Annotated in this window: 17 protein-coding genes, 15 tRNA genes, 1 rRNA gene and 2 riboswitches (1 of these 35 running past the window's edge); of the genes, 1 reads left to right on the top strand and 32 read right to left on the bottom strand. The window is 53.6% G+C overall.

Going from position 1 to position 24,392, the window contains the following annotated elements; genetic code table 11:
- Positions 1-27: 27 nt before the first annotated feature.
- Entirely contained in the window at positions 28-1,176 is a 1,149-nt protein-coding gene (locus AAFJ72_RS02850; RefSeq protein WP_432775973.1) for a response regulator, read from the top strand.
- Positions 1,177-1,375: 199 nt separating this feature from the next.
- Here AAFJ72_RS02850 and AAFJ72_RS02845 read toward each other — a convergent pair whose 3' ends face one another.
- The 32 genes from AAFJ72_RS02845 to AAFJ72_RS02690 form a co-directional block, all read right to left on the bottom strand.
- Positions 1,376-1,735 (bottom strand): response regulator, encoded by a 360-nt coding sequence (locus tag AAFJ72_RS02845; RefSeq protein WP_432775972.1) that lies wholly within the window; start codon positions 1,733-1,735, stop codon positions 1,376-1,378.
- 271 nt (positions 1,736-2,006) lie between these two features.
- Complete coding sequence (locus AAFJ72_RS02840) at positions 2,007-2,477, bottom strand: nucleoside deaminase (RefSeq protein WP_122904493.1); 471 nt, start codon at positions 2,475-2,477, stop codon at positions 2,007-2,009.
- Positions 2,478-2,558: 81 nt separating this feature from the next.
- A complete protein-coding gene (locus AAFJ72_RS02835; protein WP_122904494.1) occupies positions 2,559-4,448 on the bottom strand; it encodes an FtsX-like permease family protein in 1,890 nt (629 codons plus the stop codon).
- The gene (locus AAFJ72_RS02830) at positions 4,423-5,193 is read right to left on the bottom strand and encodes an ABC transporter ATP-binding protein (protein WP_122904495.1); all 771 of its coding nucleotides are present in this window, start codon (positions 5,191-5,193) and stop codon (positions 4,423-4,425) included. The genes AAFJ72_RS02835 and AAFJ72_RS02830 overlap by 26 nt, the downstream gene beginning before the upstream one ends.
- 69 nt (positions 5,194-5,262) lie before the next feature.
- Positions 5,263-6,279: a sensor histidine kinase gene (locus tag AAFJ72_RS02825; RefSeq protein WP_122904496.1), complete on the bottom strand. Its 1,017-nt coding sequence runs from the start codon at positions 6,277-6,279 to the stop codon at positions 5,263-5,265.
- The gene (locus tag AAFJ72_RS02820) at positions 6,276-6,974 is read right to left on the bottom strand and encodes a response regulator transcription factor (RefSeq protein WP_122904497.1); all 699 of its coding nucleotides are present in this window, start codon (positions 6,972-6,974) and stop codon (positions 6,276-6,278) included. The genes AAFJ72_RS02825 and AAFJ72_RS02820 overlap by 4 nt, the downstream gene beginning before the upstream one ends.
- Before the next feature lie 143 nt (positions 6,975-7,117).
- A complete protein-coding gene (locus AAFJ72_RS02815; RefSeq protein WP_432775970.1) occupies positions 7,118-7,633 on the bottom strand; it encodes a sigma-70 family RNA polymerase sigma factor in 516 nt (171 codons plus the stop codon).
- Between the two features lie 234 nt (positions 7,634-7,867).
- A complete protein-coding gene (purB, locus tag AAFJ72_RS02810; protein WP_122904499.1) occupies positions 7,868-9,163 on the bottom strand; it encodes an adenylosuccinate lyase in 1,296 nt (431 codons plus the stop codon).
- A gap of 3 nt (positions 9,164-9,166) precedes the next feature.
- Positions 9,167-10,324: a 5-(carboxyamino)imidazole ribonucleotide synthase gene (purK, locus tag AAFJ72_RS02805; RefSeq protein ID WP_432775969.1), complete on the bottom strand. Its 1,158-nt coding sequence runs from the start codon at positions 10,322-10,324 to the stop codon at positions 9,167-9,169.
- Entirely contained in the window at positions 10,321-10,809 is a 489-nt protein-coding gene (gene purE / locus AAFJ72_RS02800; RefSeq protein WP_005834709.1) for a 5-(carboxyamino)imidazole ribonucleotide mutase, read from the bottom strand. Before purE ends, purK begins: the two co-directional genes overlap by 4 nt.
- 182 nt (positions 10,810-10,991) lie before the next feature.
- The gene (locus tag AAFJ72_RS02795; RefSeq protein ID WP_432775968.1) at positions 10,992-12,530 is read right to left on the bottom strand and encodes a M1 family metallopeptidase; all 1,539 of its coding nucleotides are present in this window, start codon (positions 12,528-12,530) and stop codon (positions 10,992-10,994) included.
- Between the two features lie 236 nt (positions 12,531-12,766).
- Positions 12,767-14,143 carry an NCS2 family permease gene (locus AAFJ72_RS02790; protein WP_122904502.1) on the bottom strand — a complete coding sequence of 459 codons (1,377 nt, stop codon included), beginning with the start codon at positions 14,141-14,143 and terminating at the stop codon, positions 12,767-12,769.
- A gap of 122 nt (positions 14,144-14,265) precedes the next feature.
- Positions 14,266-14,368: riboswitch (purine riboswitch) on the bottom strand.
- A gap of 89 nt (positions 14,369-14,457) precedes the next feature.
- Positions 14,458-15,996 carry a glutamine-hydrolyzing GMP synthase gene (guaA, locus tag AAFJ72_RS02785; RefSeq protein ID WP_432777136.1) on the bottom strand — a complete coding sequence of 513 codons (1,539 nt, stop codon included), beginning with the start codon at positions 15,994-15,996 and terminating at the stop codon, positions 14,458-14,460.
- Positions 15,997-16,223: 227 nt separating this feature from the next.
- A riboswitch (purine riboswitch) is annotated at positions 16,224-16,326 on the bottom strand.
- A 20-nt stretch (positions 16,327-16,346) separates the two neighbouring features.
- Positions 16,347-18,581 (bottom strand): transglutaminase TgpA family protein, encoded by a 2,235-nt coding sequence (locus AAFJ72_RS02780; RefSeq protein WP_432775967.1) that lies wholly within the window; start codon positions 18,579-18,581, stop codon positions 16,347-16,349.
- Between the two features lie 4 nt (positions 18,582-18,585).
- Positions 18,586-19,791 carry a DUF58 domain-containing protein gene (locus AAFJ72_RS02775; protein WP_432775966.1) on the bottom strand — a complete coding sequence of 402 codons (1,206 nt, stop codon included), beginning with the start codon at positions 19,789-19,791 and terminating at the stop codon, positions 18,586-18,588.
- A gap of 14 nt (positions 19,792-19,805) precedes the next feature.
- Entirely contained in the window at positions 19,806-20,759 is a 954-nt protein-coding gene (locus tag AAFJ72_RS02770) for an AAA family ATPase (protein WP_432775965.1), read from the bottom strand.
- A 229-nt stretch (positions 20,760-20,988) separates the two neighbouring features.
- Positions 20,989-21,065 (bottom strand) — tRNA-Arg (locus AAFJ72_RS02765).
- A 49-nt stretch (positions 21,066-21,114) separates the two neighbouring features.
- Positions 21,115-21,190, bottom strand: a tRNA-Gly gene (locus tag AAFJ72_RS02760).
- 49 nt (positions 21,191-21,239) lie between these two features.
- A tRNA-Leu gene (locus AAFJ72_RS02755) sits at positions 21,240-21,321 on the bottom strand.
- Positions 21,322-21,384: 63 nt separating this feature from the next.
- A tRNA-Lys gene (locus AAFJ72_RS02750) sits at positions 21,385-21,460 on the bottom strand.
- 5 nt (positions 21,461-21,465) lie between these two features.
- Positions 21,466-21,540, bottom strand: a tRNA-Gln gene (locus tag AAFJ72_RS02745).
- 4 nt (positions 21,541-21,544) lie between these two features.
- Positions 21,545-21,620, bottom strand: a tRNA-Thr gene (locus AAFJ72_RS02740).
- Positions 21,621-21,637: 17 nt separating this feature from the next.
- Positions 21,638-21,713 (bottom strand) — tRNA-Phe (locus AAFJ72_RS02735).
- A 35-nt stretch (positions 21,714-21,748) separates the two neighbouring features.
- Positions 21,749-21,825, bottom strand: a tRNA-Asp gene (locus tag AAFJ72_RS02730).
- Between the two features lie 46 nt (positions 21,826-21,871).
- Positions 21,872-21,948 (bottom strand) — tRNA-Met (locus AAFJ72_RS02725).
- Positions 21,949-22,017: 69 nt separating this feature from the next.
- Positions 22,018-22,093 (bottom strand) — tRNA-Val (locus tag AAFJ72_RS02720).
- Positions 22,094-22,174: 81 nt separating this feature from the next.
- A tRNA-Glu gene (locus AAFJ72_RS02715) sits at positions 22,175-22,248 on the bottom strand.
- Positions 22,249-22,262: 14 nt separating this feature from the next.
- A tRNA-Leu gene (locus tag AAFJ72_RS02710) sits at positions 22,263-22,347 on the bottom strand.
- 9 nt (positions 22,348-22,356) lie between these two features.
- Positions 22,357-22,433 (bottom strand) — tRNA-Met (locus tag AAFJ72_RS02705).
- 25 nt (positions 22,434-22,458) lie between these two features.
- A tRNA-Ser gene (locus AAFJ72_RS02700) sits at positions 22,459-22,549 on the bottom strand.
- Between the two features lie 7 nt (positions 22,550-22,556).
- A tRNA-Asn gene (locus tag AAFJ72_RS02695) sits at positions 22,557-22,632 on the bottom strand.
- 55 nt (positions 22,633-22,687) lie between these two features.
- Positions 22,688-24,392 (bottom strand): 23S ribosomal RNA (locus tag AAFJ72_RS02690); it runs 1,224 nt beyond the window's last position.

Genomic DNA, 24,392 nt, shown 5'->3' with positions numbered 1-24,392 from the left:
AGGCGACGTTAAAGAAGGAGAAAGTCGATGAAAGCGATCTTAGTCGATGACGAACAACTGCCTTTGCAGCACCTGCAGATGATGCTCGAACAAAAAATAGGCGCCATAAAGGTAATCGGAACGTTTACCGACCCAAGCAAAGCGATTGAAATGACACCAAAACTTTGCCCCGATGTCGTCTTTCTGGATATCAACATGCCGCAAATAAACGGTCTGGAGATTGGGGAACGGCTGCAAAATACTGACCCTTCTCCGGAAATCGTCTTTGTGACCGGCTATGACAAATACGCAGTAGACGCTTTCGAGTTGTGCGCACTGGATTACATCATGAAGCCTGTCCAGTTGAAACGGCTGGAGAAAACCGTCAATCGCCTGCGTGAAAAAATCAAAGTCGTGCAAGCAACAGCACCGGAGACCAAGCCGCTTGTTTCGATCCAGTGCTTTAACCACCTGCAGTTTCACCTGTCCGGCCAGGGGCCGCAGGAGATCAAATGGCGCACCAACAAAGTGCGGGAGCTGTTTGCCTATTTGCTTCATCACCGCAACAAAACAGTAGACAAGGAGACTTTGCTGGAGCTGCTGTGGCCGGATTGTGATTTGTCAAAAGCGCTGCCCCAGCTCTACACGGCAGTATACTTGATCCGGCAAACCTTGAAACGCTACGGCATCAAGACGGTAAGCATCAACAAAGGCAACCTGGAAGCGGGCTACAGGCTGACAGTCGAATCCTCGCTGATTGACGTGGACGAGTGGGAGCAACACCTGGGGCAACTGGCTCCACCGTCACATGCCAACATCGCGGAATACGAGCAAGTTCTTGCAATGTACAGCGGGGATTACTTAGGCGCTTACGACTATTTGTGGGCCGAATACGAGCGGGAACGCCTGCGCCGGCTATGGTTGCAGCTCGCCAAAAAGATGAGCAGCTTTTATCAGGAAGCTGGCAAGCTTGAAGAAGCCTTCCGAGTCAACAAGCGAATCCAGCAACTGCACCCGCTGGAAGAAGATTGCTATTTTGCCCTGATGCAACTTTACGACGCCCTGGGCGATCACGCGGCTGTCGAGGAGCAATACCATCTGCTGACGTCCCGCTGGGAGCAGGAACTCGATTCTGCCGTGAATCCGGACATTACAAAGTGGTTTGCGGCGTGGAAAAAGGGTACGTCTCTTACCTGACACAAGGCCCGCAGATAGCGCAGGAAAACCCCTTCCCGAACGGAGAGTCGAGAAGGGGTTTTCCTGCGATTTCCATGCTTAGTCAAGGTGTATCGTCGCCATTGCAGCTATCCGCCGTGCTATCCTGCCGATTGGCAGACAAATGGAAAGACACCATTCTCCTTTATCCCAGCCGAACGAAAGATGGCGTCCTTTCTCTCTATCCCAGCGCATTGCGCACTGCCCACTCGACACGTTCTTTTTGCAGCGGCTTGGCGATAAAATCACACGCTCCCGCCTGAACCGCCTTGATGACGGTATCCCGGCGTACAACAGCCGAGCAAATGATGATTTTCGCCTCCATGTCCATCTCCACAATCTTGCGGGAAGCGCTGATGCCGTTCATCCCCGGCATGGAAATGTCCATGAGGACAAGCTTCGGTTTGTACAATCCGTATTTTTTGACCGCTTCTTCCCCTGAATCTGCTTCCACCGTCACTTCCAGACCCAGCGACTCCACGATCTCCCTCAACATGGCTCTTGCAAAAGCTGTATCGTCCACAATCATGATGTTGCTCATCTACATAACTTCTCCTGTCTCGACCTATGGGGTTGCCGTAGTTTCGACCACGCCAAAAACAGGCCTTTCTCCTTAGATCAATTGAGTATATCGACCCTTTTGTTCAGTTTTCCATTCTAATCGGACAATCTGAACAAAATCTGAACATGGAAAAAGAAGCGCCGCCCGTCGGCAAGTGGGGAGAAGATTAATTGTGCGAAACGTATACGAGGAATTTCCAAGCTGACAGCGAAAGGCTGCGAGGCCGCTACCATGCCGTTTCCAGGACATTTCAATATTCAATCCGCTTCTCCGCTTGCACCCATGCCATGAACGGGCTTTGACGGTTCTCCAGTTCAATTTGCCGGAAAGGAATGCTTCTCTCTTCATGCGGCAGCATGATTTGCTCGTAAATGAACTGGTCGTCGAATCCGGCGCTGGCCGCGTCTTCTTTCGTGCAGGCATAGTACACGGCCCGCGGTCTTGCCCAGTAAATCGCCCCCAGGCACATCGGGCACGGCTCGCAGCTCGTATACAGCTCGCAGTCACTCAACTGAAAAGTGCCCAGATTGCGGCACGCCTCGCGAATAGCCTGCACCTCCGCATGGGCGGTCGGATCGTTAAGCGCCGTCACTTCATTGCGGCCCCGTCCGACGACTTGCCCGTCTTTGATGATGATCGCTCCAAAAGGCCCGCCGTGGCTTTCCTTCACATTGTCCAGTGCAATGCGGACGGCTTGCCCCATCCACGTATCCTGATCCATCCTGTTCCCTCCTCGCGCACCTCTTCTTTTATCCTATGCCAGTTTGTCTGGCGGCATTAGCGAAACCAAACGACCCGCGCTTCATATCCAGTTCATCGAACGCTTCAAATGGAACAAATACCGATTGCGGATCACCCAGAAGTAGACCGCCTGCACGATCACAAAGCTGCACAGCACGATGGCTGTCGGCTTGACGACCGATGCCACGAGCATGACTTTCAGCAGGCTTTGCAGCGAGACAAACGCCACCATGCTGTGAATGATCGCAACCAGTATCGGCACAAAAAACAGCAACGCGATCTGGATCGTCACAATTCTCGTCAACTCGGCCTCCGTCAAACCGATTTTGGCAATCGCTCCAAAATGCCTTTTGTCGTTTTCCAGGTCCGTATACAAACGGAAATACAGGAAACTGGCTGCCGCGACAAAAAACAGCACGCCCACGAACAGCCCGATAAACAGCCCCGTGTTCGCCAACTGCTTCATCTGGTGAAAGACAGGGGCACGAGCCGAAAATGAATAGGTTTCCGTATCATGCTCGATTTCCTCTTCCAGCTTGAGGCTGATCTCCTGCGTTTCCTTCCAGCGCGGAACATCGTAGGCAAAGCGTTGCTCCTCTTGCAAGTCGTGAAGCTGATCGTACACGTTGTTCGGGACAACCGCCAGCCGTGCAAATTCGATGCCGTTAATCAATGGATTCATTTTCGTGTCCGTTTTGACCACAAGCTCCTGCCCGCCGATCTGCAACGTCTGTTCCTCGACCGTATCGCCTAACCACCTGAGCAAGATAAACACTTCGTTGTCGGCCATTTGCAGCTCACGTGAGTTCGCCGCCCGCGCAAAACGGTTGTAGTCGGACAGCTTGACCACCCCGACCGTCTCGTCATTTACCTGTTCCGGAAGCACCCGCATTGACACTTGGTACTTTTCGAAGGAAAAGCCCCCTTGCTGCAAGCTGTTTTCAATCAACCGCAAATGCGTGTCCTTGTCGGCATTCTCGGCCTTGGTCTGGTATTCGAACGCAAACGGATTCGTTTTCACGACCGTCTCCTGGATCGACCCGGCCAATGCCGCCAGCGTCCCGATTGCGCAAAAGGCGACCGTCGACACGATGCAAACCAAAAAAAACATTCTCGCGTTATCCTTCATCCGGTATGAAAGATCAGACAGCATCAACAGATTCGTGCGCCGCCAATAGATGAAGCGCCGCTTCTTCAAAAACTCGATCAGGATCACGCTAAGCTGTGTGAACAGTAAATACGTCCCGACAATCGTCAAAGCCGTAACAGGCAGCACAAGCGCCACCACGTAAATGCCATCCGCCGTCAGCGCCAATGCATAGCTCATCCCCAACAGCGCCACTGCCACAATCGACAGCGCAATCGATGCATTGGGCTCCCGCTTGGGGCGCCGACTGCCCTGCAACAGCTCCAGCAGGCTGCGGCTTCTAAGCAGCAGCACCGTAAACAGCGAGATCGCAGCAAACAGGATGAGAAACGCAACGACCGTCAGCCCAATCGCCTTCCACGGTAGGTAAAAGCCGAGCGCCTTTACATCCAGCAGGAAGCCCGCGAACTGGAAAAACAGCTTGGCGAGCACCATCCCAAGCCCGATGCCAAAGGCAATCGCGACGATCCCGATGAGCATGTTTTCCATGAAAATCAGCGTGTTGCGCTGCCGCGACGTCATGCCGTGCATGAACAAGATCCCGAATTCTTTCTCCCGCTTTTTCAAAAAAGCGCCGACGCAATAGAAGAGAAAAAAGAAAGAGAACAAGAAGATCACATATTCCGCCACGATCATCCCGGTCGCAACCGATTCATGAATTTCCTCCCCGACAATTCCCGGATGAAAAATGAACATCGCATACACGAAAAAGATCATCACGGAAAACACGCTGCTCATAAAAAAGGCAGCATAGGTGCGTTTGTTGCGCAAAACATTATTACACGCGAATTGTCGAAAGGTCATACGTGTTCCCTCCCAGGAACGACAGCGCGTCAATAATCTTTTGGAAAAACGCCTGGCGGTTCTCGCCCCGGTACATTTCGTTGTGCAACTGTCCGTCCTTGATAAAAATAACCCGGTGACAGTAGCTTGCTGCCAGCGGATCATGCGTGACCATCATCATCGTCGTATTGTCTGTTTTATTGATCGCTTCCAGCGTCTCCATGACCGTCCGCGAAGACTTGGAATCGAGATTGCCGGTCGGTTCATCGGCAAGCAGCAGCGAAGGGGAGTGGATGATCGCACGGGCGATTGCCGTCTTTTGCCGCTGGCCACCTGACACCTCGTATGTACGCTTGTCCAAAATATCCTGGATTCCCAGCTTCGCAGCCACGCTTTGCAGCTTTTCCTCCATCGTTTGCAGCTTCACATTTTCCAGCGTAAGCGGCAGCACGATGTTTTCCCCAATCGTCAATGTATCGAGCAAGTTGAAATCCTGAAAAACAAAGCCCAGTTCGCGGCGACGGAACAGCGCCAGCTTGTCTTTTTTCAACAAGTGCGGATTCGTTCCATTCAAAAGAACAGTCCCGGATGTCGGAGAGTCAATGGTCGAAATCATGTTGAGTAGCGTTGTTTTCCCGCTGCCCGATGGGCCCATGATACCGACAAATTCCCCTTTGCGAATAGAAAAATCGATATCCGTCAACGCGCGGTATGTGATTTTGCCTCCGTATATTTTGCTCAGACTGTTCACCGCAAGCATTTCCATACGTCTATCCCCTTTCCTCTGACATCCCGTTATCCACTATACGAGGACGCGCGTTTTCCAGCTATCGAATTAACTTTCATCATTCTTACGTTCTTGTAAGGTTGGCACTACGGCGGACAGGACGATGCGCACAGTCGTGCCTTCTCCCACTCGCGACTCCATTTCCACACTGTGGTGCAGCCGCCCGCAAATTTCCTTGACCAAATAAAGCCCCATCCCGGTCGACTCCGGATACTTGCGGCCGTTTTCCCCTGTGAAGTACGGCTTGAACACCCGCTGGATGTCTTCCGGCGGAATCCCGATGCCGTAATCCTGCACCTCCAGGACGAGATGCGGCCCGCGTTCGTAGGCGCGGATCGTGACCTTGTTGCTTTTGCCCGCAGAATAGCGGACGGCGTTGGTCAATAGCTGGTTGAGTACAAACGACAGCCATTTTTCGTCGGACTCCACCCGCCAGTCCTGCTCGATTTTCAGCTCCGGGTACACCTGGTTGCGGATGAACAAACGCTTGTTTTCCGCCAGCACGTTTTGCGCAAGCGTGCGAAGCGACACCGGCTCGATCAAAAAGTCCTGCTCAAAACGGTCCAACCGCGCGATGTACAGCACCGTTTCCAATCCGCGCTTGATCCGGTCGACTTCTTCGCGGATGCTCTCGGCCTTCGGATCGTCCTCGTTTTGCAGCAACAGGTGGATGACCGAGATCGGCGTCTTCATCTGATGCACCCATTGCTGGATAAACGTCGTATAGTCGCGCTGCTTGTTTTCGTAGGCGTGAATCTGCTCCTTGTAGAGCCGATACTGCTCCAGGCTTTTCTCATCCATCGCCTGGCACAGTGCAGCGTTGCCATACGTCTGCGTCAGCTCTTCCAGCGACTCTACAGGCTTGCTCAAGCGCTGGTAAATCAGACGGTGCGTCAAATAGCGAACGACCAGAAACGCCCCGGCAAAAAAGACGGAGAGAAACATGACGTAGATCATCAGCGATTCGTTCCAGTACCCGTCCATGGCAAAAATCAGAATCATCAAGATCAGCTGAACGAGAAAAAAGGCGGCAAATGCCCATTGATCCCGAAGGAACAGCTTCATTGTCCGTCCTCCCATGTCGCTTTCAGACGGTAGCCGGAGCCACGCACAGTCTCAACCGCGCCTTCCAGCCCGATGTCCTTCAGCTTTCCGCGCACACGCGTGATGTACACATTCAACGTGTTTTCATCGACGAACTGCTCGTCCCACAGCTTTTCCAGCAGCCGCTCGCGGCTGACGACGCGCGGGTACTGGTTCATCAGCGCTTCCAGCAGCAGCGCTTCTTTTTTGCTCAGCTCGATTTTCGTATCGTTTATCGACAGCTCCATCCGCTCCAAAAACAGCTTCAGCCCCGCGACCTCCACAGTGCGCTCCCCTTCCTGCGCCGCGTATTGGCCGTAGGCGCGGCGAAGCTGACTGCGAATTTTCGCGAGGACGACATCGTAATCGAACGGCTTGGTAATGTAGTCGTCCGCTCCGTTTTCCAGCGCCATCACCTGGTCCATCTTGCTTTCCCGCGCGGAGATGAACAAAATCGGGCAGTTGGACTCCTGCCGCATCTGTCTGCACCAGTAAAAGCCGTCGAATTTGGGCAAGTTCACGTCCAATAGCACTAAATCTGGCCGCTTGCTTACGAACACTTCCATGACACGATCAAAATGTTCCACGTTGACCGTTTGAAATCCGTATTTTTCCAGTTGTTCTTGCAAAAGCTGGTTGATTTTCGGGTCGTCTTCCACAATCATGATCGTAGACATCCGCTCATACTCCTCTCGATACTCCTGCTACTCCTTTCCTTACTATACCATTAGAAAACTGGGCTGCGCCAATTTGCATCAGCCTTTTGCCCGTGCCTGCCTTCGCTTTTCCCAATGGAAAAAGGGTGGAACACTCCCCACCCTCAAGCTTTTGCTTCCATCATTTTCTGCAGTTTTTTGATGCCGCGAAAATGCAGGATTTTGACAGAGGCTTCTGTCTTGCCCAAAATCTCGGCAATTTCGTTCATGCGCAAATCCGCCAGATAACGCAAAGAAATGACGTTGCGCTGGTCAGTCGTCAGCGCGTGTACCTTTTGCCACAGCCCCTCGGTCGTCTCCTGCGTCAGCACGCATTCCTCCGGCAGCTTGTCAGTAGCGGCCAGCGTGCTGAACGTCTCCTGGTCAACCGGGCACTCCTTTTTTTTGCGCATGTGGTCGATCAGCGCATTGTGCGCAATGCGGAAAATCCAGGCGCCAAAAGGATGGCGGCCGTCGTATTGATCGAGCTTCGAGTACACCTTGACGAATACAGTCGTTGTCAGGTCTTCCACGTCCCAGACGTTTTTCACGCGGTAGCGGAAGTAGCGGTATATTTTAGCAGAATATTCTTCGTAAATTTGACGTTGATTCGGTTTTGGATAAATGATTGCAGTAGTCATGTTCGATCTCCCATTTCGTGATCCGTATGAGTTGCTCTCATTGTAAGACGGATCAGAAGCAGGAACCATCGAGTTATATTTCAAGAAGCTTACACTTTTGTAAGGTACTTATGGGCTGCTTGTAAGCTGCTGCATCTGTAGGTACGACAGCGTCATTCATTCGGTTACAGACTGGGCTGATTTTTTCGATAAAAAACGCCCCCGCATGCAGCGAGAGCGTTCCTGTTATCTTTGTTACAGCAAACCAAGGCGCTTGAAAATCGTATCCACATGTTTCAAGTGATAACGGTAATCGAAGCACTCGTCCAGCTCTTCCTTGGTCAACGTAGCGCTGACAGTTGCGTCTTCCTCCACGATAGCGCGGAAGGAGCGCTGCTCTGCCCAGGCTTGCATCGCGCGCGGCTGGACAGTGTCGTATGCCTGCTCGCGGCTCATGCCTTTTTCGATCAGCTTGAGCATGACATGCTGGGAGTAGATCAGACCGAAAGTGCGGTCCATGTTGCGCTTCATGTTTTCCGGGAACACGGTCAAGTTTTTCACGATGTTCATGAAGCGGCGCAGCATGTAGTTCAGCGCCTGGGTCGCGTCTGGCAGGATCACGCGCTCTGCGGAGGAATGGGAAATATCCCGCTCGTGCCAGAGGGACACATTTTCATAGGAAGTCAGCATATGTCCGCGGATGACGCGCGCCAGACCGCAAATGTTCTCACTGCCGATCGGGTTGCGTTTGTGCGGCATGGCGGAAGAACCTTTTTGACCTTTGGCAAACGCTTCTTCCACTTCGCGCATTTCGCTCTTTTGCAGGCCGCGGATTTCCGTTGCGAATTTCTCCAGCGAGGTCGCAATCAGCGCCAAAGTCGCCATGTATTCGGCGTGACGGTCACGCTGCAGCGTTTGTGTGGAGATCGGAGCCGGGGACAGGCCCAGCTTTTCGCAAACGTACGCTTCCACGAACGGGTCGATGTTCGCATACGTGCCGACTGCGCCGGAAATTTTGCCGTATGCCACTTCTTTTTTTGCTGCGCGGAAACGAGCCAGGTTGCGCTTCATTTCCTCGTGCCACAGCGCGAGCTTCAAGCCGAAAGTGGTCGGCTCGGCGTGTACGCCATGCGTTCTGCCCATGCAGACAGTGTCTTTGTGTTCGCGCGCTTTCTCCGCCAAAATTTCAATGAAGTCCTCGATGTCTTTTTCCAAAATCTCGTTCGCCTGGCGCAGCAGGTAAGACAGCGCCGTGTCCACCACGTCTGTAGAGGTCAGGCCGTAGTGTACCCATTTCTTTTCTTCGCCCAATGTTTCGGAAACGGCACGGGTAAACGCCACTACGTCGTGACGAGTCTCTTCCTCGATCTCGTAGATGCGGTTAATGTCAAAGCTGGCCTTTTCCCACAGCTTTTTCACGTCCTCTTCCGGGATGACACCCAGCTTGGACCATGCTTCACACGCGAGAATTTCTACTTTCAGCCATGCATTGAATTTGCTTTCTTCCGTCCAAATGGCGCGCATTTCCGGGCGGGAATAACGTTCGATCATGATTTATACCTCCGATGGATTCGTCCAGATTTTCAGTGCATCAATGTGGTTGAGTGCTTCTTCCACAGTAGGGGCGAGCACGTTGATATGCCCCATCTTGCGCTTCGCCTTGCTCTCGGCCTTTCCGTACAAATGCAGCTTGGCCGTGCGCGGCAGCTTGTCGATTTGCTCCAGCACAGGCTGCAGATGCTCTCCCAAAATATTAACCATCACGACAGGAGAGAGCAACTCTGTCGAGCCCAAAGGCAAGTTGCAAACGGCCCGGACGTGCTGCTCAAACTGCGAGGTCACGCAAGCGTCCATCGTGTAATGGCCGGAGTTGTGCGGACGTGGCGCCAGCTCGTTGACGTACAGTTGTCCGTCCGCGGTCAAAAACATTTCTACCGCGATCAGTCCCACGACGTCGAGCTTTTCGACAATCGTGCGGGCGATTTCTTCTGCACGTGCCTTTACTTCTGACGGAACGCGGGCTGGCACGATGCTCAGGTGCAGGATGTTTTCGCGGTGAATGTTTTCCGCCGCCGGAAACACAGCCAGCTCCCCGTCCGGATTGCGCGCGGCGATTACGGACAGCTCCATCTGGAAAGGCACGAACTGTTCCACGATCAGCTCTGTTCCTGCCTTGGCCAGCGTCTCGTACGCCTCCGCTAGCTCGTCCTCGCTGCGCAAAACCCACTGCCCTTTGCCGTCGTAGCCCCCTGTCGCCGTTTTCATTACAGCCGGCAGCCCCAGCTCAGCGACAGCCGCCTGCAAGTCCTGCAAGCTGTTCACTACGCGAAAAGCTGCAACCGGAATCCCGATTTCCCGAATCGCTGTCTTTTCGGAGATCCGGTTCTGCGTAATCCGCAGCAGGCGGCTGCCCTGCGGCACGTAGGCGTGGGTTTCCAGCACTTCCGCAACCTGCGCGTCTACATTTTCAAATTCGTAGGAGATGACATCACTCACAGAGGCGAGCTGCATCGCTGCTTCCACGTCGTCGTAGCTGGCGACAATTTGCTTGTCCGCCGTTTGGCCGCACGGAGCATCTGCTGTCGGGTCCATCGTTACAAAGCGGTAGCCCATCGCCCGTCCAGCGAGAGCGATCATGCGGCCCAGCTGTCCGCCGCCGAGTATTCCGAGAGTCGATCCTGGTTTGATTTGCTTGCTCTGTTTGGTCGTCATTCCAGTTCGCCAGCCTCCAGCACTTTTTTGCGTACCTCATCGCGTCTTGCCACAAAGCGCGCTTGCACATCCGGGTATTTGATCCCCAAAATTTGCGCAGCGAGCAGCCCCGCATTGATCGCGCCCGCCTTGCCGATGGCGACAGTAGCGACAGGCACCCCGCCTGGCATTTGCACGATGGACAAAAGCGAATCCAATCCGTTCAGGTTGGACGACTTCACAGGCACGCCAATCACAGGCAGCTCCGTTTTCGCCGCCACCATGCCTGGCAAATGGGCTGCGCCCCCCGCTCCGGCAATGATGACTTCCAGACCGCGGCTTTTTGCGCTTTCGGCATACGAAAACATCAAGTCAGGCGTTCTGTGCGCCGAAACGACCTTCTTTTCGTACGGCACCTTGAGTTCATCGAGAATTGCGCATGCTTCCTTCATCGTTTCCCAGTCTGACGTGCTGCCCATAATGACGCCCACCAAAGGCTGTAGCATGAACCATTCGCCCCCTACGTTTTGTATCATTCAGAAGAAAACCCAACCGACTAACGGCGTTCGCGGCCGTACTCATCGCCTGGGCTATTCGTACTCGTTTGCTATCAACATACACAGTGTAGCAGGGAAAAAGTTTGCCTGTCAACCTCGATTCCGAACATTTAAAAATGTGGTTATTATCATCATTCGTGTTTCCCTTTTTCCAGCCACTCTTTTGCTGCCGCTGCCAAGTCCAGCCGCACGTTCAGCCAATAGTCGAAAAACGGCGTTGCATCTGCTCCGGCTGCCGACGAGACCAGCTCCTTGATCTGGCCGCCGCTCGCCAGCTTGTACTGGTGCTCGCTCACGTACTGCCGCAAAATCCGATTCACTCGCTCGGCCCCCCACGCTTCCCGCAGCGTCCACCACATGACGCCGGAGCGCCCGTACACAAGTTCGTCGTAGCTTTTCCAGTCCGGGAAGGCCGCCACATTCATCGCGGCGGAAATCCCTCGTCTGGCATACGCTTCGGCAGCGCGGGACTGGCCCTGTCTCAGCCGAATGTACGCCTGCGCCCGCTGCGGGTCCTTTTCCTGCAAAAACGCCATCGTCGCGTAGTCAGTCAAGCTCTCATCGAGCCACGCCTCGCGTACCTCATCGTTGCCGACGATGCCGTAGAACCATTGATGGGCCGTTTCATGCGCAACGACAGCGACTCCCATGTTGTGCTGCGTATTGAAAAATTCCTCCTCGATGAAGACAAGACTCGGGTACTCCATGCCCCCGAAAAAGCCGCCTGTTTTGACGACATCGTACTCCTTGTACGGATAGGGGCCAAACTGCTTCCCGTAATAGTCAAGCGCCTTCATGGCCGTCTCGTGCAAACTTTTCACCGCAACCGGATCGTCTCCCTGCTGTGACCACGTCCGAACGATCGTCTCCCCGACCTTGCCGGACACCGACTGGTACGTGCCGTCCATGACGACCATGGCAAAATCACGAACGTTCCATGCATCCAGCTCATATATGCTTTGCTGCTGCGGCCTTGTCTGCGTGACGACGGCTGCACTCTCCAGCCCCGTCGTAGCGAGCTGATACCCTTCCGGCAAATGCACGCGCAAATGATAGTTGGCTACTTCACTGTAAAAAGGATCGCCAATCGCCGTGTACGGATCGAGCCACCAGCCGCCGCTATCCTTGACTGCGAGGATCGGCAGCCAGTTCCCCAGCCACAGCGCGTGGTCATGGTAGGAAAGCCGTCCGTTGTTGTAAGGAACCTGCAGCCGGAAGCCAAGCTCCACGACAGTTCCGGCGGACGGCTTTTTCTCAGGGAGCGGCACGCGCAGCAGTGTGTTCGTCTGTCCTTCGTAGTGAACACCCGTCGCCCGTCCATCCACCTTGACGGCTGTGATGGTGATGCCGCCCGGCTCTCGCTGCTTGCCGAGCACATGCTCCCAGTTTGCAGAGCCAAGGTCCGCCTGTTTGGCAAAAGCATTCGGATACAGATGAAAAAAAGCTTTGTCATCCTGCGGGACAAAACGGGCCGCAAGCACGCCCGTCACGACCCGCTCGTTCATATCCAGCCACACCTCTGCGCTGTACGTGACCGCTGCTGGCGTCTGCTCCGGACTTGCAATCGCCGCTACATCTGCCCCGGCTTGTCCCGCCCACGGGCTGCTCCACAATATGCCTGCAAGAGCCATCCCCACTACCATGCTGACCACCCAACCCTTGCGCCACATGACAATCCCCTGCCTTCGCCTGCTTTCGCTGTTTGTCACGCTGGCGTTCCAGCGAGATCCCTTGCAATCGGTCGTTCCCGAGTCCACTGCCAGCCTGTTACTATCTTACGTGCCATGTACAGGTTCCTTGCCTGAAAGTTCCTCCCATAGCATTCCTTCCTGTTGTTCGGCAAATACGTCCGAATACAGCAAAAAGCTCCCCGTCCAATAAACGGGAAGCCTTTTTCCAAAAAACCCTATTCGCGCAGCCAGATGAAGTAGGCCAGGAAGACAAAGAACAGAACGTACATCGCCGGATGCACTTCACGCGCTTTCCCTTTCACAACCTTCATCACCGGATAGACGATGAAGCCAGCGGCAATTCCTGTTGCGATACTGTAAGTCAGCGGCATCAAGAGGATGGTCAGGAATGCCGGGAACGCTTCGTCCAGGTCGTTCCAGGCCACCTGTGCAATGTGCGAAGCCATCAGTACGCCGACAATGATGAGCGCAGGCGCGGTAACTGCCGGAGTCACGATCGAAAGCAACGGCGAGAAGAACAAGGCCAACAGGAACATGATCCCGGTCACAACCGCGGTAAAACCGGATCGGCCGCCTGCTGCTACCCCCGCTGTCGACTCCACATAAGCGGTCGTCGTAGAAGTACCGAGCACCGCACCAGCCATACCGGCAATCGCATCGGAAGCGAGCGCTTTTCCCGGGCGCGGCAGGTTGCCGTCTTCTCGCAGGAGTCCCGCTTGGCTGGCTACACCAAGCAGTGTGCCTGTCGCATCGAAAAAGTCCACGAACAAAAACGTCAGTACCACAATCAGCATGTTCACAGTGAACAAGGCAGACGGATCACCGAGATATTGGAACGCCGCACCGAATGTCGGCGCCAGGCTCGGCGGTGTAGACACGATTTGCTCCGGCAGGCTGACCAGACCGAAGATCATGCCGACTACTGCTGTGACAATCATCCCGATGAAAATACCGGAATTGACTTTGCGAGACAAAAGAACAACGGTGACAATCAGACCGAAAATCGCCAGCAGCGCATTTTTCGCCGCCAATACTTCTTCCGGCTTCATGTTTTCATTGTAAAAAGCCAAATGGCCCAACGCCACAAACGTCGCGTCGTTTGCCACTACAATCCCTGCGTTTTTCAGACCGATGAACGCGATGAACAGCCCAATCCCCGCAGATACGGCATATTTCAGCCCTTTCGGAATCGCCTTGATGATGGCTTCCCGAACCCCGGTCAAAGACAGAATCAAAAAGATCGTACAAGAGACAAACACCCCAGCCAAAGCTTGCTGCCAAGGAATGTTCATGGTCAATACAACGGTGTAGGTGAAAAATGCATTCAGCCCCATCCCCGGTGCCTGTCCAATCGGCAAGCGTCCGAGAATCCCCATGAGCAGCGTACCGATCGCCGCCGCCAGAGCTGTTGCGGTAAACACAGCGCCAAACTCAGGGTAGTTTGCTTTCAAATCCGCTGGCAAATCCGCTCCGCTGAGCATGAATGGATTGACTGCCAAAATATACGCCATGGCCAAAAAGGTAGTGATGCCCGCGATGATTTCGCGGCGATAGTTGGTGCCCAGTTTGTCAAACTCGAAATACTTTCGCACCGAAAAGTCCCCCTATGCTTATGGATAAGGTAATGAAAAAAAGGCCCGGACGCTACTAGTATGCGCCTGGCCTCTTCACAAAACACTCCGGGAACAATTTCAAAAATGATAACAAATTCGTATCCCGTCGACATTTTGTTCGTAGCCAGGTCGTTTCATGGCGACCTCGTAGAAACTCTTGAGCCATATTCTCAAGAATATACGAACCTTCCTATCTTACCTGTCACATTGAGAAGTGTATCAGGTGACATATGGAATGTCAACGCAAAATACGAACGTTCATTTTTTATTTTAGACGAACATCCGGATTTATCTTATTCCCACTCAATTGTTGCTGGTGGTTTGGAGGTAATATCGTACACAACGCGGTTTACGTTGTCGACTTCGTTCACGATGCGCGTGGAGATTTTTTCGAGAACATCCCACGGAATGCGTGCCCAGTCGGCTGTCATGCCGTCGATGGAGGTTACGGCGCGAATCCCGACTGTGTAGGAGTAGGTGCGCACATCGCCCATTACGCCTACTGTCGTCATGTTCGGCAGAGCTGTGAAGTATTGCCAAATCTCCCGATCAAGACCTGCCTTGGCAATCTCTTCGCGCAAAATTGCATCGGATTCCCGAACGATCTCCAGTTTCTCTTCTGTAACCTCACCCAAAACGCGAATACCCAGACCAGGACCTGGGAACGGTTGGCGCCAAACGATTTCGTCAGGCAGACCAAGCTCGGTACCCAATTTGCGAACCTCGTCCTTGAACAGCGTTTTCAATGGCTCGATCAGCTTGAACTTCATGTCTTCCGGCAAGCCGCCTACGTTGTGGTGCGACTTGATCGTGTGCGCGGTAGCCGTTCCGCTCTCCACGATGTCCGTGTACAGCGTACCTTGGGCGAGGAAGTCCATGTCTGTCAGTTTGCCTGCTTCTTCATCGAAAACGTAGATGAACTCGTTCCCGATGATTTTGCGTTTTTGCTCAGGGTCAGTGACGCCTTTCAGCTTGTTCAGGAAACGCTCGCGCGCGTCGATCTTGATTACTTTCATCGAGAATTTCTCAGCGAAAGTCTCCATGACGCTTTCCGCTTCGCCTTTGCGCAGAAGACCGTGGTCTACGAACATGCAAGTCAGCTGGTCGCCAATTGCTCTGTGAATCAGTGCCGCAACGACAGAGGAATCAACGCCGCCGCTCAGCGCACACAGCACTTTCTTGTCGCCGACTGTTTCGCGAATGCGCACCAGTTCGTCCTCGATGAACGTCGTCATGCTCCACGTAGGCTTGCAGCCGCACACGTTGAACAGGAAGTTGCCGATGAACTCGTTTCCTTTGACGGTATGGCGTACTTCCGGGTGGAACTGCACGCCGTACAGCTTGCGCTCAGGATGGCTGATCGCCGCTACCGGGCAGCTGTCGCTTACCGCATCCACCTGGAATCCGGTCGGCAGCTCCACTACTTTATCAGAGTGGCTCATCCAGACGATTTCGTTCGCATCCCATTTTTCATACAGGCTGTGCGCATTTTGCAGGCGCAGTTCGGCTTTTCCATACTCGCGTTTGCCCGCACGCTCTACTTTTCCTTCCAGCATGTGGCTCATCAGCTGCATACCGTAGCAAATGCCCAGGATTGGCAGACCGAGCTCAAAAATGGCCGGATCGACCTTTGGCGCTCCCTCTTCGTACACGCTCGCAGGTCCACCGGAGAAAATAATCCCTTTTGGCTGCATTTCCTTGATTTTTTCTACAGGCGTATTGAACGGCACGAGCTCGCTGTAGACACCCAGATCGCGAACGCGACGTGCGATCAACTGATTGTACTGGCCTCCGAAATCAAGTACGACGACCATTTCCAATGACTTGTCCATCATATCCCCCTTCTCCTGTACCAACAGGACTTGCAAGTGCCGGCCCCATTTTGCCGACATCCTCGCTCGATGCATGATAAAGCAGTTTCCGCTTCCCTCGGTTCTTGCATACAGGCATATCCGCGAAAATTGTCGCATCTTTGCAAAAAAACCGGGACGGTGACTCCGATCTTTCATACGGAGGCAGCGTCCCAGCTTGTGTACACATGTGCGGTTGCATGTACAAAAATCCGAAGTGCTCTCCTCGTAGTCGCCAAATTTACGGTTTAGCGGTAGAAACTCTCAGGCCATATTCCTGATAATTATACGAGACTCATTGATCGTCATTCTAGCAGATGGGACGGCTTTGTTCAAGGCTTCAGTTGACGGAGCAATCTCTCGATCAGCTGCTCTGCCACTGACCGTGCCTTCTGCTCCAGTTCCTTGTAGCCGTAAACGGTCCGCTCGTACATTTCCGTCAGGTAGCGCAGGTCTTGCCGCTTGTCTGCCGGAATCGTAATTCTGCTCGCGTACTCCCGCAGAGTCTCGCCGGACTGCCGTCTTGTGTACACCCGCTCCATCACGCGGAGCAGCAAGTTGAAGCGATCCGTATACTTGTTGCTTTTGTCCAGATCAATCTGTCTTCGGAGCCACCATATTTGAATCTCTTTTCTGCGCCGCCAAGCCAGGAAGCCTGCGCCCGCGGCCACTATAAAGAGCGCCACATTTACCTGCCAAGGGATCGAAAAGCGTTTCTGGGGAATCGCGTCCCCCTCTTCCAGCCTGTCAAACCGTCCGTCTCCCCGATCTGGCGAAGTCTGATTCTCCAGATCCGGCACCGGAATCGGAAGCTGCGGCTGCGATGTTCGCAAATCGTAGTTGAAGCGTACAGGCGAGACAAAGGTGCTGGTTGCTTCAAACGGAATCCAGCCGTACCCCGGAAAATACACCTCTACCCACGAGTGGGCGTCTTTGTTGCGAACTTCCATGATGTCGCGGTTTTGCTCGTCGCTGCCCACTCTCTGGCCTGGAGCGAAGCCTTTTACCCAACGCGTCGGGATGTCGAGGGAGCGGAGCATGACCGCCATCGAGGTAGAAAAATGATCGCAGTATCCCCGCATGCTTTCAAACAAAAAGTGATCGACAAAATCTTGCCCTTCTGCTGCGACAGGCACATCTTTTGTTTCATACTTATATTTTCCACCCGTTCGCAAGTAATTCTCAATCGCTCTTACTTTTTCATAAGGAGTCTTGGCATTTTTGGTCACGCTTTGCGCCAGTTCCTTCACACGCGGCGGCAAATTCGCGGGAAGCTGCAAATAGCGCTCCCTGATCTCGTCCGGATAATCGGTTCCGGCCGTGATGACAGCTTTTTCGCTGACAATCGGCACCTCTGCGTCCAGCTTGTACTGATTCAGCTTGAGCAGCAGCGTATTCGGTCCGTACTCTTTCCGTCCATTTTCGCCCGTCGCCCTGATTAAATTGATTTTTCCTGCGCGGACCTCAAGCTGCTGGTTCTGCTTGTCGTAGACGACCGTAGCATTTGGCGGAGCGTAATTGCTTATTTTGTTCAGCTGGCCGGGGTAAAAGACAGTAGCAAACTGCTGCGGGCCATTGAACTGCAAAGTGGCTTCAACCTTTTTCGTTTCCAGGCCACGGAACAGCTCGTTTTTCCACTCGTAATTTTGCGGGTCCAGAATCGCCTCGTACTCGCGCTCTCCCTTTTCCCAGCCTACACCTGTGTAGACGTCTTTGGAGTCCCCGCGCCAATAGCTGCGTTCATTGGTTGTCGCCGTAAACACGAGTGTATTGTCCTGCTGGAAAGGGCCGCCCAAGCGCTCGTCATTGTTGTCGTAGCCGACTTTTTTCATGACAGCAGGCGAGCCTTCCATGCCGCTTCCCAGCAAAAAGGCAATCGGATCAGGCCAGCTTGCGTCTTTTTTGGGTGCTGCATACCCGATGCCGACACTAATCATAATGACCAGCAAAGAGGCCAGCAGAGAACCGAACAGAATGCGGCTTCTTTTTTCTGTCACCGTTGCCATGCTGGTCATTCTCATCAGATGGCTGACAGAAAGCAGCAAAAAGCCAAAGATCAGCGTCCGCACAATTCCAGCGCTGGCGTCGTAAGGCAGGAACGTATCGAGCACCGCCAGGTACAGCTCGGTCAAAAATACAAACCACAGCCCTTGTCTTTGCTCCAGCACGAGATAGGTGAGCATGGTAATCAAGACAAGCAGCATGGTGTCAAACAAAGCGTTGCGCGACAAAATGGACATGGCCCCCCAATCCTGCCGGAACGCCAGCGGAAGGTCATGCACAATGTGCCGATACAGCTCGGCCAGCCAATCCGTGGCAAACAGCGGTGCATCGAATAGCGTAGCATGCAGTAGCCAGAGCAGACCCAGCACCTTGAGCGGCAACGTAGCCCACCTGTGCGGAATCGCTACGTCGATCACGAGCACACCCGCCACAATGACCAGGAACGGCCACAACACACCGGTATCCGTCAACTCCTGTAACGGGAGCAGCCACTCTCTTAACATGAAAAACAGCAAAAGGGCCGAGATCCATTGCCATATCGTCGATCGCTTCCACACGCTCATGCCTCTACGCACCTCCCATCTGCTTCCGCTCATGTTCGTCGATATGGACAGACGTACACACGACTTTGCTTCCGCTCAGCAATTGCAAGGCACGTCTGCGCTCTTGCGAAATGACGGCTTCAGCATGTACATGGAACAACTGCACTCTTCTGCCTTTTTGCGTCAAAGCAATCAAACGGTGAACAAGCTCTTTTTCCACGCGAGGCGTCACGACAATCAGCGTCACGCCCTGCTGCTGCTCCAGCGCCTCACGTCCCACAACCCGCGAAAACGGCTCGCTGCCCGTAGGCATAACCCGAGCCAATTGATCGAAGACGTGAAGAAAATGGGGATGAGACAGTGCGGGAGCAATCGAAATGCGTTCATTTTGCTTGTACACCAGCCCGTATTGATACTGGTTGCGATTGGCATAGGCAATCAGGCTCGCCGTCAGCTTTACCGCCGTCTCAAACAACTGCGTCGGCTGCCCTTGATAACTCTCCTTTTCCACATCGAGGAAAAAAACGGCCTGGTTCATCGCCTGATGCTCAAATTCCTTCGTCTTCAAGCCTGTTCCCCTTGCAGATGCGCGCCAATGAATCTGACTCAGGCGATCACCGCGCTGATAATCGCGCACACCTCTCACGGCAGCAATATCATCGGAGCGTCGGTGCGACACGTGTACGTTGCCGCTAAAGCTGCCGTCTCCCAAAGCCCAGTGCGTCACTTCCTTATACCGCGGGTAAACGAGAATTTCCTGGGGAAACGAAAAGACTTTGCGCCGCTCGCTGAACCCAAAAAAATCTCCGCCGCTCACTACGCACTGATCCAGCCGGTAAAAACCTCGCGGAAGACTCGGTATGACATAACGAAACTCCATTTCTTTTTTAAACCAGGGAAAAATCAGTTGCCTATGCGGCTCATATACCCCTGCCAGCCGCTCTGGCAAAGGCTCCACGATCATGTGCCAGCCCAGCGGAAAACGAATTTTCCGACGCAGGCGCACAGTTACCACGACATCCTCGCCGTCCTGCAGCCGATTGCGGTCGATCACCCGCTCTACCTCCAGCGTCGAGAACATCAGAAAATAGGCCGAAACCTCATAAACGAGGAACACCAGACTGCTGTAAAAGAGAAACCAACTGGAAAAGCCGCCCTGAAACTTGGCAAACACGTAGGTGATTGCCACAAGCAGGAGCGCTTTGAGCTTACCCCATCTTTGTTGTTTCATCCGCAGTCACCGCCTCAGCTCACCGGAACGCGGGTTTCGGCCAAAATGACAGTCAATACCCGATCAACGGTTGCTCCTTCCAGACGTGCTTCCGGCTTCACGATCATCCGATGGGCGAATACGACTGGCACCAGTTCCTTGACATCGTCCGGGATGACGTAATCCCTTCCCCGCACAAAAGCCAGTGCCTGAACGGCTTTGTAGAGGGCGAGAGAACCCCTTGGACTGACCCCAAGGTAAATATGATGGTGGTCACGTGTGCGGTGGCACAGTCGTACAATATACTCTTTTACTCCCTCGGAAACCTTGACGGATGCTACCTCTTTTTGCAGCTGCACCAAGTCAGTTGCCGTCATCACCGGCTCAAGCTGAGCGAGCGGGTTCACCTCGGAAAATCTGGAGAGCATGCGCATCTCTTCTTCCACGGTCGGATAGCCCAGGCGCAATTGCATCAGGAAGCGGTCCAACTGCGCCTCTGGCAGTGGAAATGTCCCTTCGTATTCCAACGGGTTTTGGGTAGCCATCACAAAAAACGGATCGGCCAGCCGATAAGTCGCGCCATCTACGGTAACAGACCGTTCTTCCATTGCTTCCAGCAAGGCAGACTGGGTCTTCGGAGAAGTCCGGTTGATTTCATCCGCCAAAATAACGTTTGCAAAAAGCGGTCCTTGCCGAAACTCAAACTGCATCGTCTGCTGGTTGAAGATCGCTACCCCTGTCACGTCTGTCGGCAGCAAATCAGGAGTGAACTGGATGCGCTTGAATTCGCCCCCAATCGACTTGGCCAAAGCACGTACCAGCATCGTCTTCCCCACACCCGGAACATCCTCCAGCAAAACATGTCCGTTTGCCAAAACAGCCGCGACCATCATCTCAATCACGGAGCGTTTCCCTATCAGAACTTTCTCTATATTATCGATCAACTTGGCAATTGCAGGGTGCATTTGTTCCAATTTAATTGGGTTCATTTTCATACATCTCCTGTTCCATCTTAATCTTCCATCAAGCTTGTAACAAAAACGTCTATATTGCCCGATTTCCCTTGTACCGTCTATCTGGAATACAGCAGTGTAACTTTAAAGTAATAGATGGAAATAGGAGATACAAGGAAAACTTGCTTGGAAATTGCAAGAATGAGCCTTGATTATGCAAAAAAGAGTAGGAATTGATCCTACTCTTCGATTTCATATGAAGTAATGGCGTGCCCTGAGAGATTCGAACTCCCGACCTTTTGATTCGTAGTCAAACGCTCTATCCGGCTGAGCTAAGGGCACATTTTTTTGCGGGTCAACCTGAAACGGTTGAAAGCTGGCAGAACAACTATGGAGCGGACGACGGGTCTCGAACCCGCGACCTTCGCCTTGGCAAGGCGACGCTCTACCAATTGAGCTACGTCCGCATGTGACATGGTAAAAGGCTTGCTCTGGCTACAATGCCTTCTGCTTATGTGGTGCGGGTGAAGGGACTTGAACCCCCACGGTCTCCCGCCAGAACCTAAATCTGGTGCGTCTGCCATTCCGCCACACCCGCATGTAAAACAGAAAAGGGCCTCGATATTTCTATCGTGCTGTTTATTTTTTCAGTTGTAAAAACTGGTGAGCCATGAAGGACTCGAACCTTCGACCCTCTGATTAAAAGTCAGATGCTCTACCAACTGAGCTAATGGCTCGCAAGTGGCTGGGGTACTAGGATTCGAACCTAGGAATGACGGAGTCAAAGTCCGTTGCCTTACCGCTTGGCTATACCCCAATGGTGGTGCCGGCAATAGGACTTGAACCCACAACCCCCTGATTACAAGTCAGGTGCTCTACCAATTGAGCTATACCGGCAAGTTATCATCTGTAAATGGTGGCTCGGGACGGAATCGAACCGCCGACACGAGGATTTTCAGTCCTCTGCTCTACCGACTGAGCTACCGAGCCTTAAAATTTTCCCAGCCATTTCTCTATCTGAAAAATGGCGGAGCTGACGGGACTCGAACCCGCGACCTCCGGTGTGACAGACCGGCGTGAACTCCAACTTCACCACAGCTCCATATGTTCGCTTCTACTTCACTATGGAGCAGTGCGAGTAGAAAATTTGGTTGCGGGAGCAGGATTTGAACCTGCGACCTTCGGGTTATGAGCCCGACGAGCTACCGAGCTGCTCCATCCCGCGACGATTCGGACGATCAATGTCAGCACTCTCTTAAAAAGTAATGTTTCCGCTGACCATCCATATAATAAGTGGTGGAGGCTGACGGGATCGAACCGCCGACCCTCTGCTTGTAAGGCAGATGCTCTCCCAGCTGAGCTAAGCCTCCATAGTCCCCGCAAAGTGAAGTTGCGTTGTAGCAACACCGAGTACTTTGCGGGTATCCCAACAACGAGTTGGGTGTTATAGGTGACCCGTAGGGGATTCGAACCCCTGTATGACAGCGTGAAAGGCTGCTGTGTTAAACCGCTTCACCAACGGGCCAAAGTATTCAGATATGGTGCGGTCGGCGAGACTCGAACTCGCACGGGTCGCCCCGCCACCCCCTCAAGATGGTGTGTCTGCCAATTCCACCACGACCGCAGTTTAGTATGGTAGCGGCGGAGGGAATCGAACCCCCGACCTTTCGGGTATGAACCGAACGCTCTAACCAGCTGAGCTACACCGCCATGAAACTATTTGTTGGAAAAGATATGGCGGAGAGTGAGGGATTCGAACCCTCGCTACGCTTGCGCATACTAACGGTTTAGCAAACCGTCCCCTTCGGCCTCTTGGGTAACTCTCCGCATATATGGCTCCTCGGGACGGACTCGAACCGCCGACCGATCGGTTAACAGCCGATTGCTCTACCAACTGAGCTACCGAGGAACGTTGAAGGATTTTTGTTCCTTCAAAACTGGATCTGCATGTTTGCCAAGTATGTGTGGATAAGTCCTCGACCGATTAGTATTCGTCAGCTCCACGCGTTGCCGCGCTTCCACACCGAACCTATCAACCTCATCGTCTATGAGGGGTCTTACCAGCTTAACGCTGTGGGAAGTCTCATCTTGGAGGGGGCTTCACGCTTAGATGCTTTCAGCGCTTATCCCGTCCGCACATAGCTACCCAGCTGTGCCACTGGCGTGACAACTGGTGCACCAGCGGTGCGTCCATCCCGGTCCTCTCGTACTAAGGACAGCTCTCCTCAAACTTCCTACGCCCGCGACAGATAGGGACCGAACTGTCTCACGACGTTCTGAACCCAGCTCGCGTACCGCTTTAATGGGCGAACAGCCCAACCCTTGGGACCTACTTCAGCCCCAGGATGCGATGAGCCGACATCGAGGTGCCAAACCTCCCCGTCGATGTGGACTCTTGGGGGAGATAAGCCTGTTATCCCCAGGGTAGCTTTTATCCGTTGAGCGATGGCCCTTCCATGCGGAACCACCGGATCACTAAGCCCGACTTTCGTCCCTGCTCGACTTGTAGGTCTCGCAGTCAAGCTCCCTTCTGCCTTTACACTCTGCGAATGATTTCCGACCATTCTGAGGGAACCTTTGGGCGCCTCCGTTACCTTTTAGGAGGCGACCGCCCCAGTCAAACTGCCCACCTGGCATGGTCCTCTCGCCCGATGAGGGCGACGAGTTAGAAACTCCGTACATCAAGGGTGGTATCCCACCGACAGCTCCACAGAGGCTGGCGCCCCTGCTTCTCAGCTTCCCACCTATCCTGTACATGATGCACAAAGTTCCAATACCAGGCTACAGTAAAGCTCCATGGGGTCTTTCCGTCTTGTCGCGGGTAACCTGCATCTTCACAGGTATTATGATTTCACCGGGTCTCTTGCCGAGACAGCGCCCAAGTCGTTACGCCTTTCGTGCGGGTCGGAACTTACCCGACAAGGAATTTCGCTACCTTAGGACCGTTATAGTTACGGCCGCCGTTTACTGGGGCTTCGGTTCAAAGCTTCGCTTGCGCTAACTCATCCCCTTAACCTTCCAGCACCGGGCAGGCGTCAGCCCCTATACTTCGCCTTGCGGCTTCGCAGAGACCTGTGTTTTTGCTAAACAGTCGCTTGGGCCTTTTCACTGCGGCCCCCTCGGGCTATGAACCCTACCGGGGCGCCCCTTCTCCCGAAGTTACGGGGCCATTTTGCCGAGTTCCTTAGCAAGAGTTATCCCGCGCACCTTAGGATTCTCTCCTCGCCTACCTGTGTCGGTTTGCGGTACGGGCACCTTGTTCCTCGCTAGACGCTTTTCTTGGCAGTGTGAAATCAGGGACTTCGGTACTGTAATTTCCCTCGCCATCACAGCTTGCCCTTGGCGGTGTGCGGATTTGCCTACACACCAGGCTTACTGCTTGGACGGCCATCCAGTAGGCCGCTCACCCTATCCTCCTGCGTCACGCCATCGCTCAAGCGGAACAGAGGTGGTACAGGAATATCAACCTGTTGTCCATCGCCTACGCCTTTCGGCCTCAGCTTAGGTCCCGACTAACCCTGGGAGGACGAGCCTTCCCCAGGAACCCTTAGGCTTTCGGTGGACAAGATTCTCACTTGTCTTTTCGCTACTTACACCGGCATTCTCACTTCCAAGCGCTCCACCGCTCTTTCCAGTACGGCTTCACCGCTGCTTGGAACGCTCCCCTAC

The organism is Brevibacillus gelatini, from assembly GCF_050920745.1.
Taxonomy (GTDB): domain Bacteria; phylum Bacillota; class Bacilli; order Brevibacillales; family Brevibacillaceae; genus Brevibacillus; species Brevibacillus gelatini.
This window is presented reverse-complemented; position numbering and strand designations above follow the sequence as displayed.

What these genes read in the sequence shown, in the direction of transcription:
- AAFJ72_RS02850 (WP_432775973.1), top strand. Translation starts at nt 28, where the DNA reads ATGAAAGCGATCTTAGTCGATGACGAACAACTGCCTTTGCAGCACCTG.
- AAFJ72_RS02845 (WP_432775972.1), bottom strand. Translation starts at nt 1,735, where the DNA reads ATGAGCAACATCATGATTGTGGACGATACAGCTTTTGCAAGAGCCATG.
- AAFJ72_RS02840 (WP_122904493.1), bottom strand. Translation starts at nt 2,477, where the DNA reads ATGGATCAGGATACGTGGATGGGGCAAGCCGTCCGCATTGCACTGGAC.
- AAFJ72_RS02835 (WP_122904494.1), bottom strand. Translation starts at nt 4,448, where the DNA reads ATGACCTTTCGACAATTCGCGTGTAATAATGTTTTGCGCAACAAACGC.
- AAFJ72_RS02830 (WP_122904495.1), bottom strand. Translation starts at nt 5,193, where the DNA reads ATGGAAATGCTTGCGGTGAACAGTCTGAGCAAAATATACGGAGGCAAA.
- AAFJ72_RS02825 (WP_122904496.1), bottom strand. Translation starts at nt 6,279, where the DNA reads ATGAAGCTGTTCCTTCGGGATCAATGGGCATTTGCCGCCTTTTTTCTC.
- AAFJ72_RS02820 (WP_122904497.1), bottom strand. Translation starts at nt 6,974, where the DNA reads ATGTCTACGATCATGATTGTGGAAGACGACCCGAAAATCAACCAGCTT.
- AAFJ72_RS02815 (WP_432775970.1), bottom strand. Translation starts at nt 7,633, where the DNA reads ATGACTACTGCAATCATTTATCCAAAACCGAATCAACGTCAAATTTAC.
- purB (WP_122904499.1), bottom strand. Translation starts at nt 9,163, where the DNA reads ATGATCGAACGTTATTCCCGCCCGGAAATGCGCGCCATTTGGACGGAA.
- purK (WP_432775969.1), bottom strand. Translation starts at nt 10,324, where the DNA reads ATGACGACCAAACAGAGCAAGCAAATCAAACCAGGATCGACTCTCGGA.
- purE (WP_005834709.1), bottom strand. Translation starts at nt 10,809, where the DNA reads ATGCTACAGCCTTTGGTGGGCGTCATTATGGGCAGCACGTCAGACTGG.
- AAFJ72_RS02795 (WP_432775968.1), bottom strand. Translation starts at nt 12,530, where the DNA reads ATGTGGCGCAAGGGTTGGGTGGTCAGCATGGTAGTGGGGATGGCTCTT.
- guaA (WP_432777136.1), bottom strand. Translation starts at nt 15,996, where the DNA reads ATGGACAAGTCATTGGAAATGGTCGTCGTACTTGATTTCGGAGGCCAG.
- AAFJ72_RS02780 (WP_432775967.1), bottom strand. Translation starts at nt 18,581, where the DNA reads ATGAGCGTGTGGAAGCGATCGACGATATGGCAATGGATCTCGGCCCTT.
- AAFJ72_RS02775 (WP_432775966.1), bottom strand. Translation starts at nt 19,791, where the DNA reads ATGAAACAACAAAGATGGGGTAAGCTCAAAGCGCTCCTGCTTGTGGCA.
- AAFJ72_RS02770 (WP_432775965.1), bottom strand. Translation starts at nt 20,759, where the DNA reads ATGAACCCAATTAAATTGGAACAAATGCACCCTGCAATTGCCAAGTTG.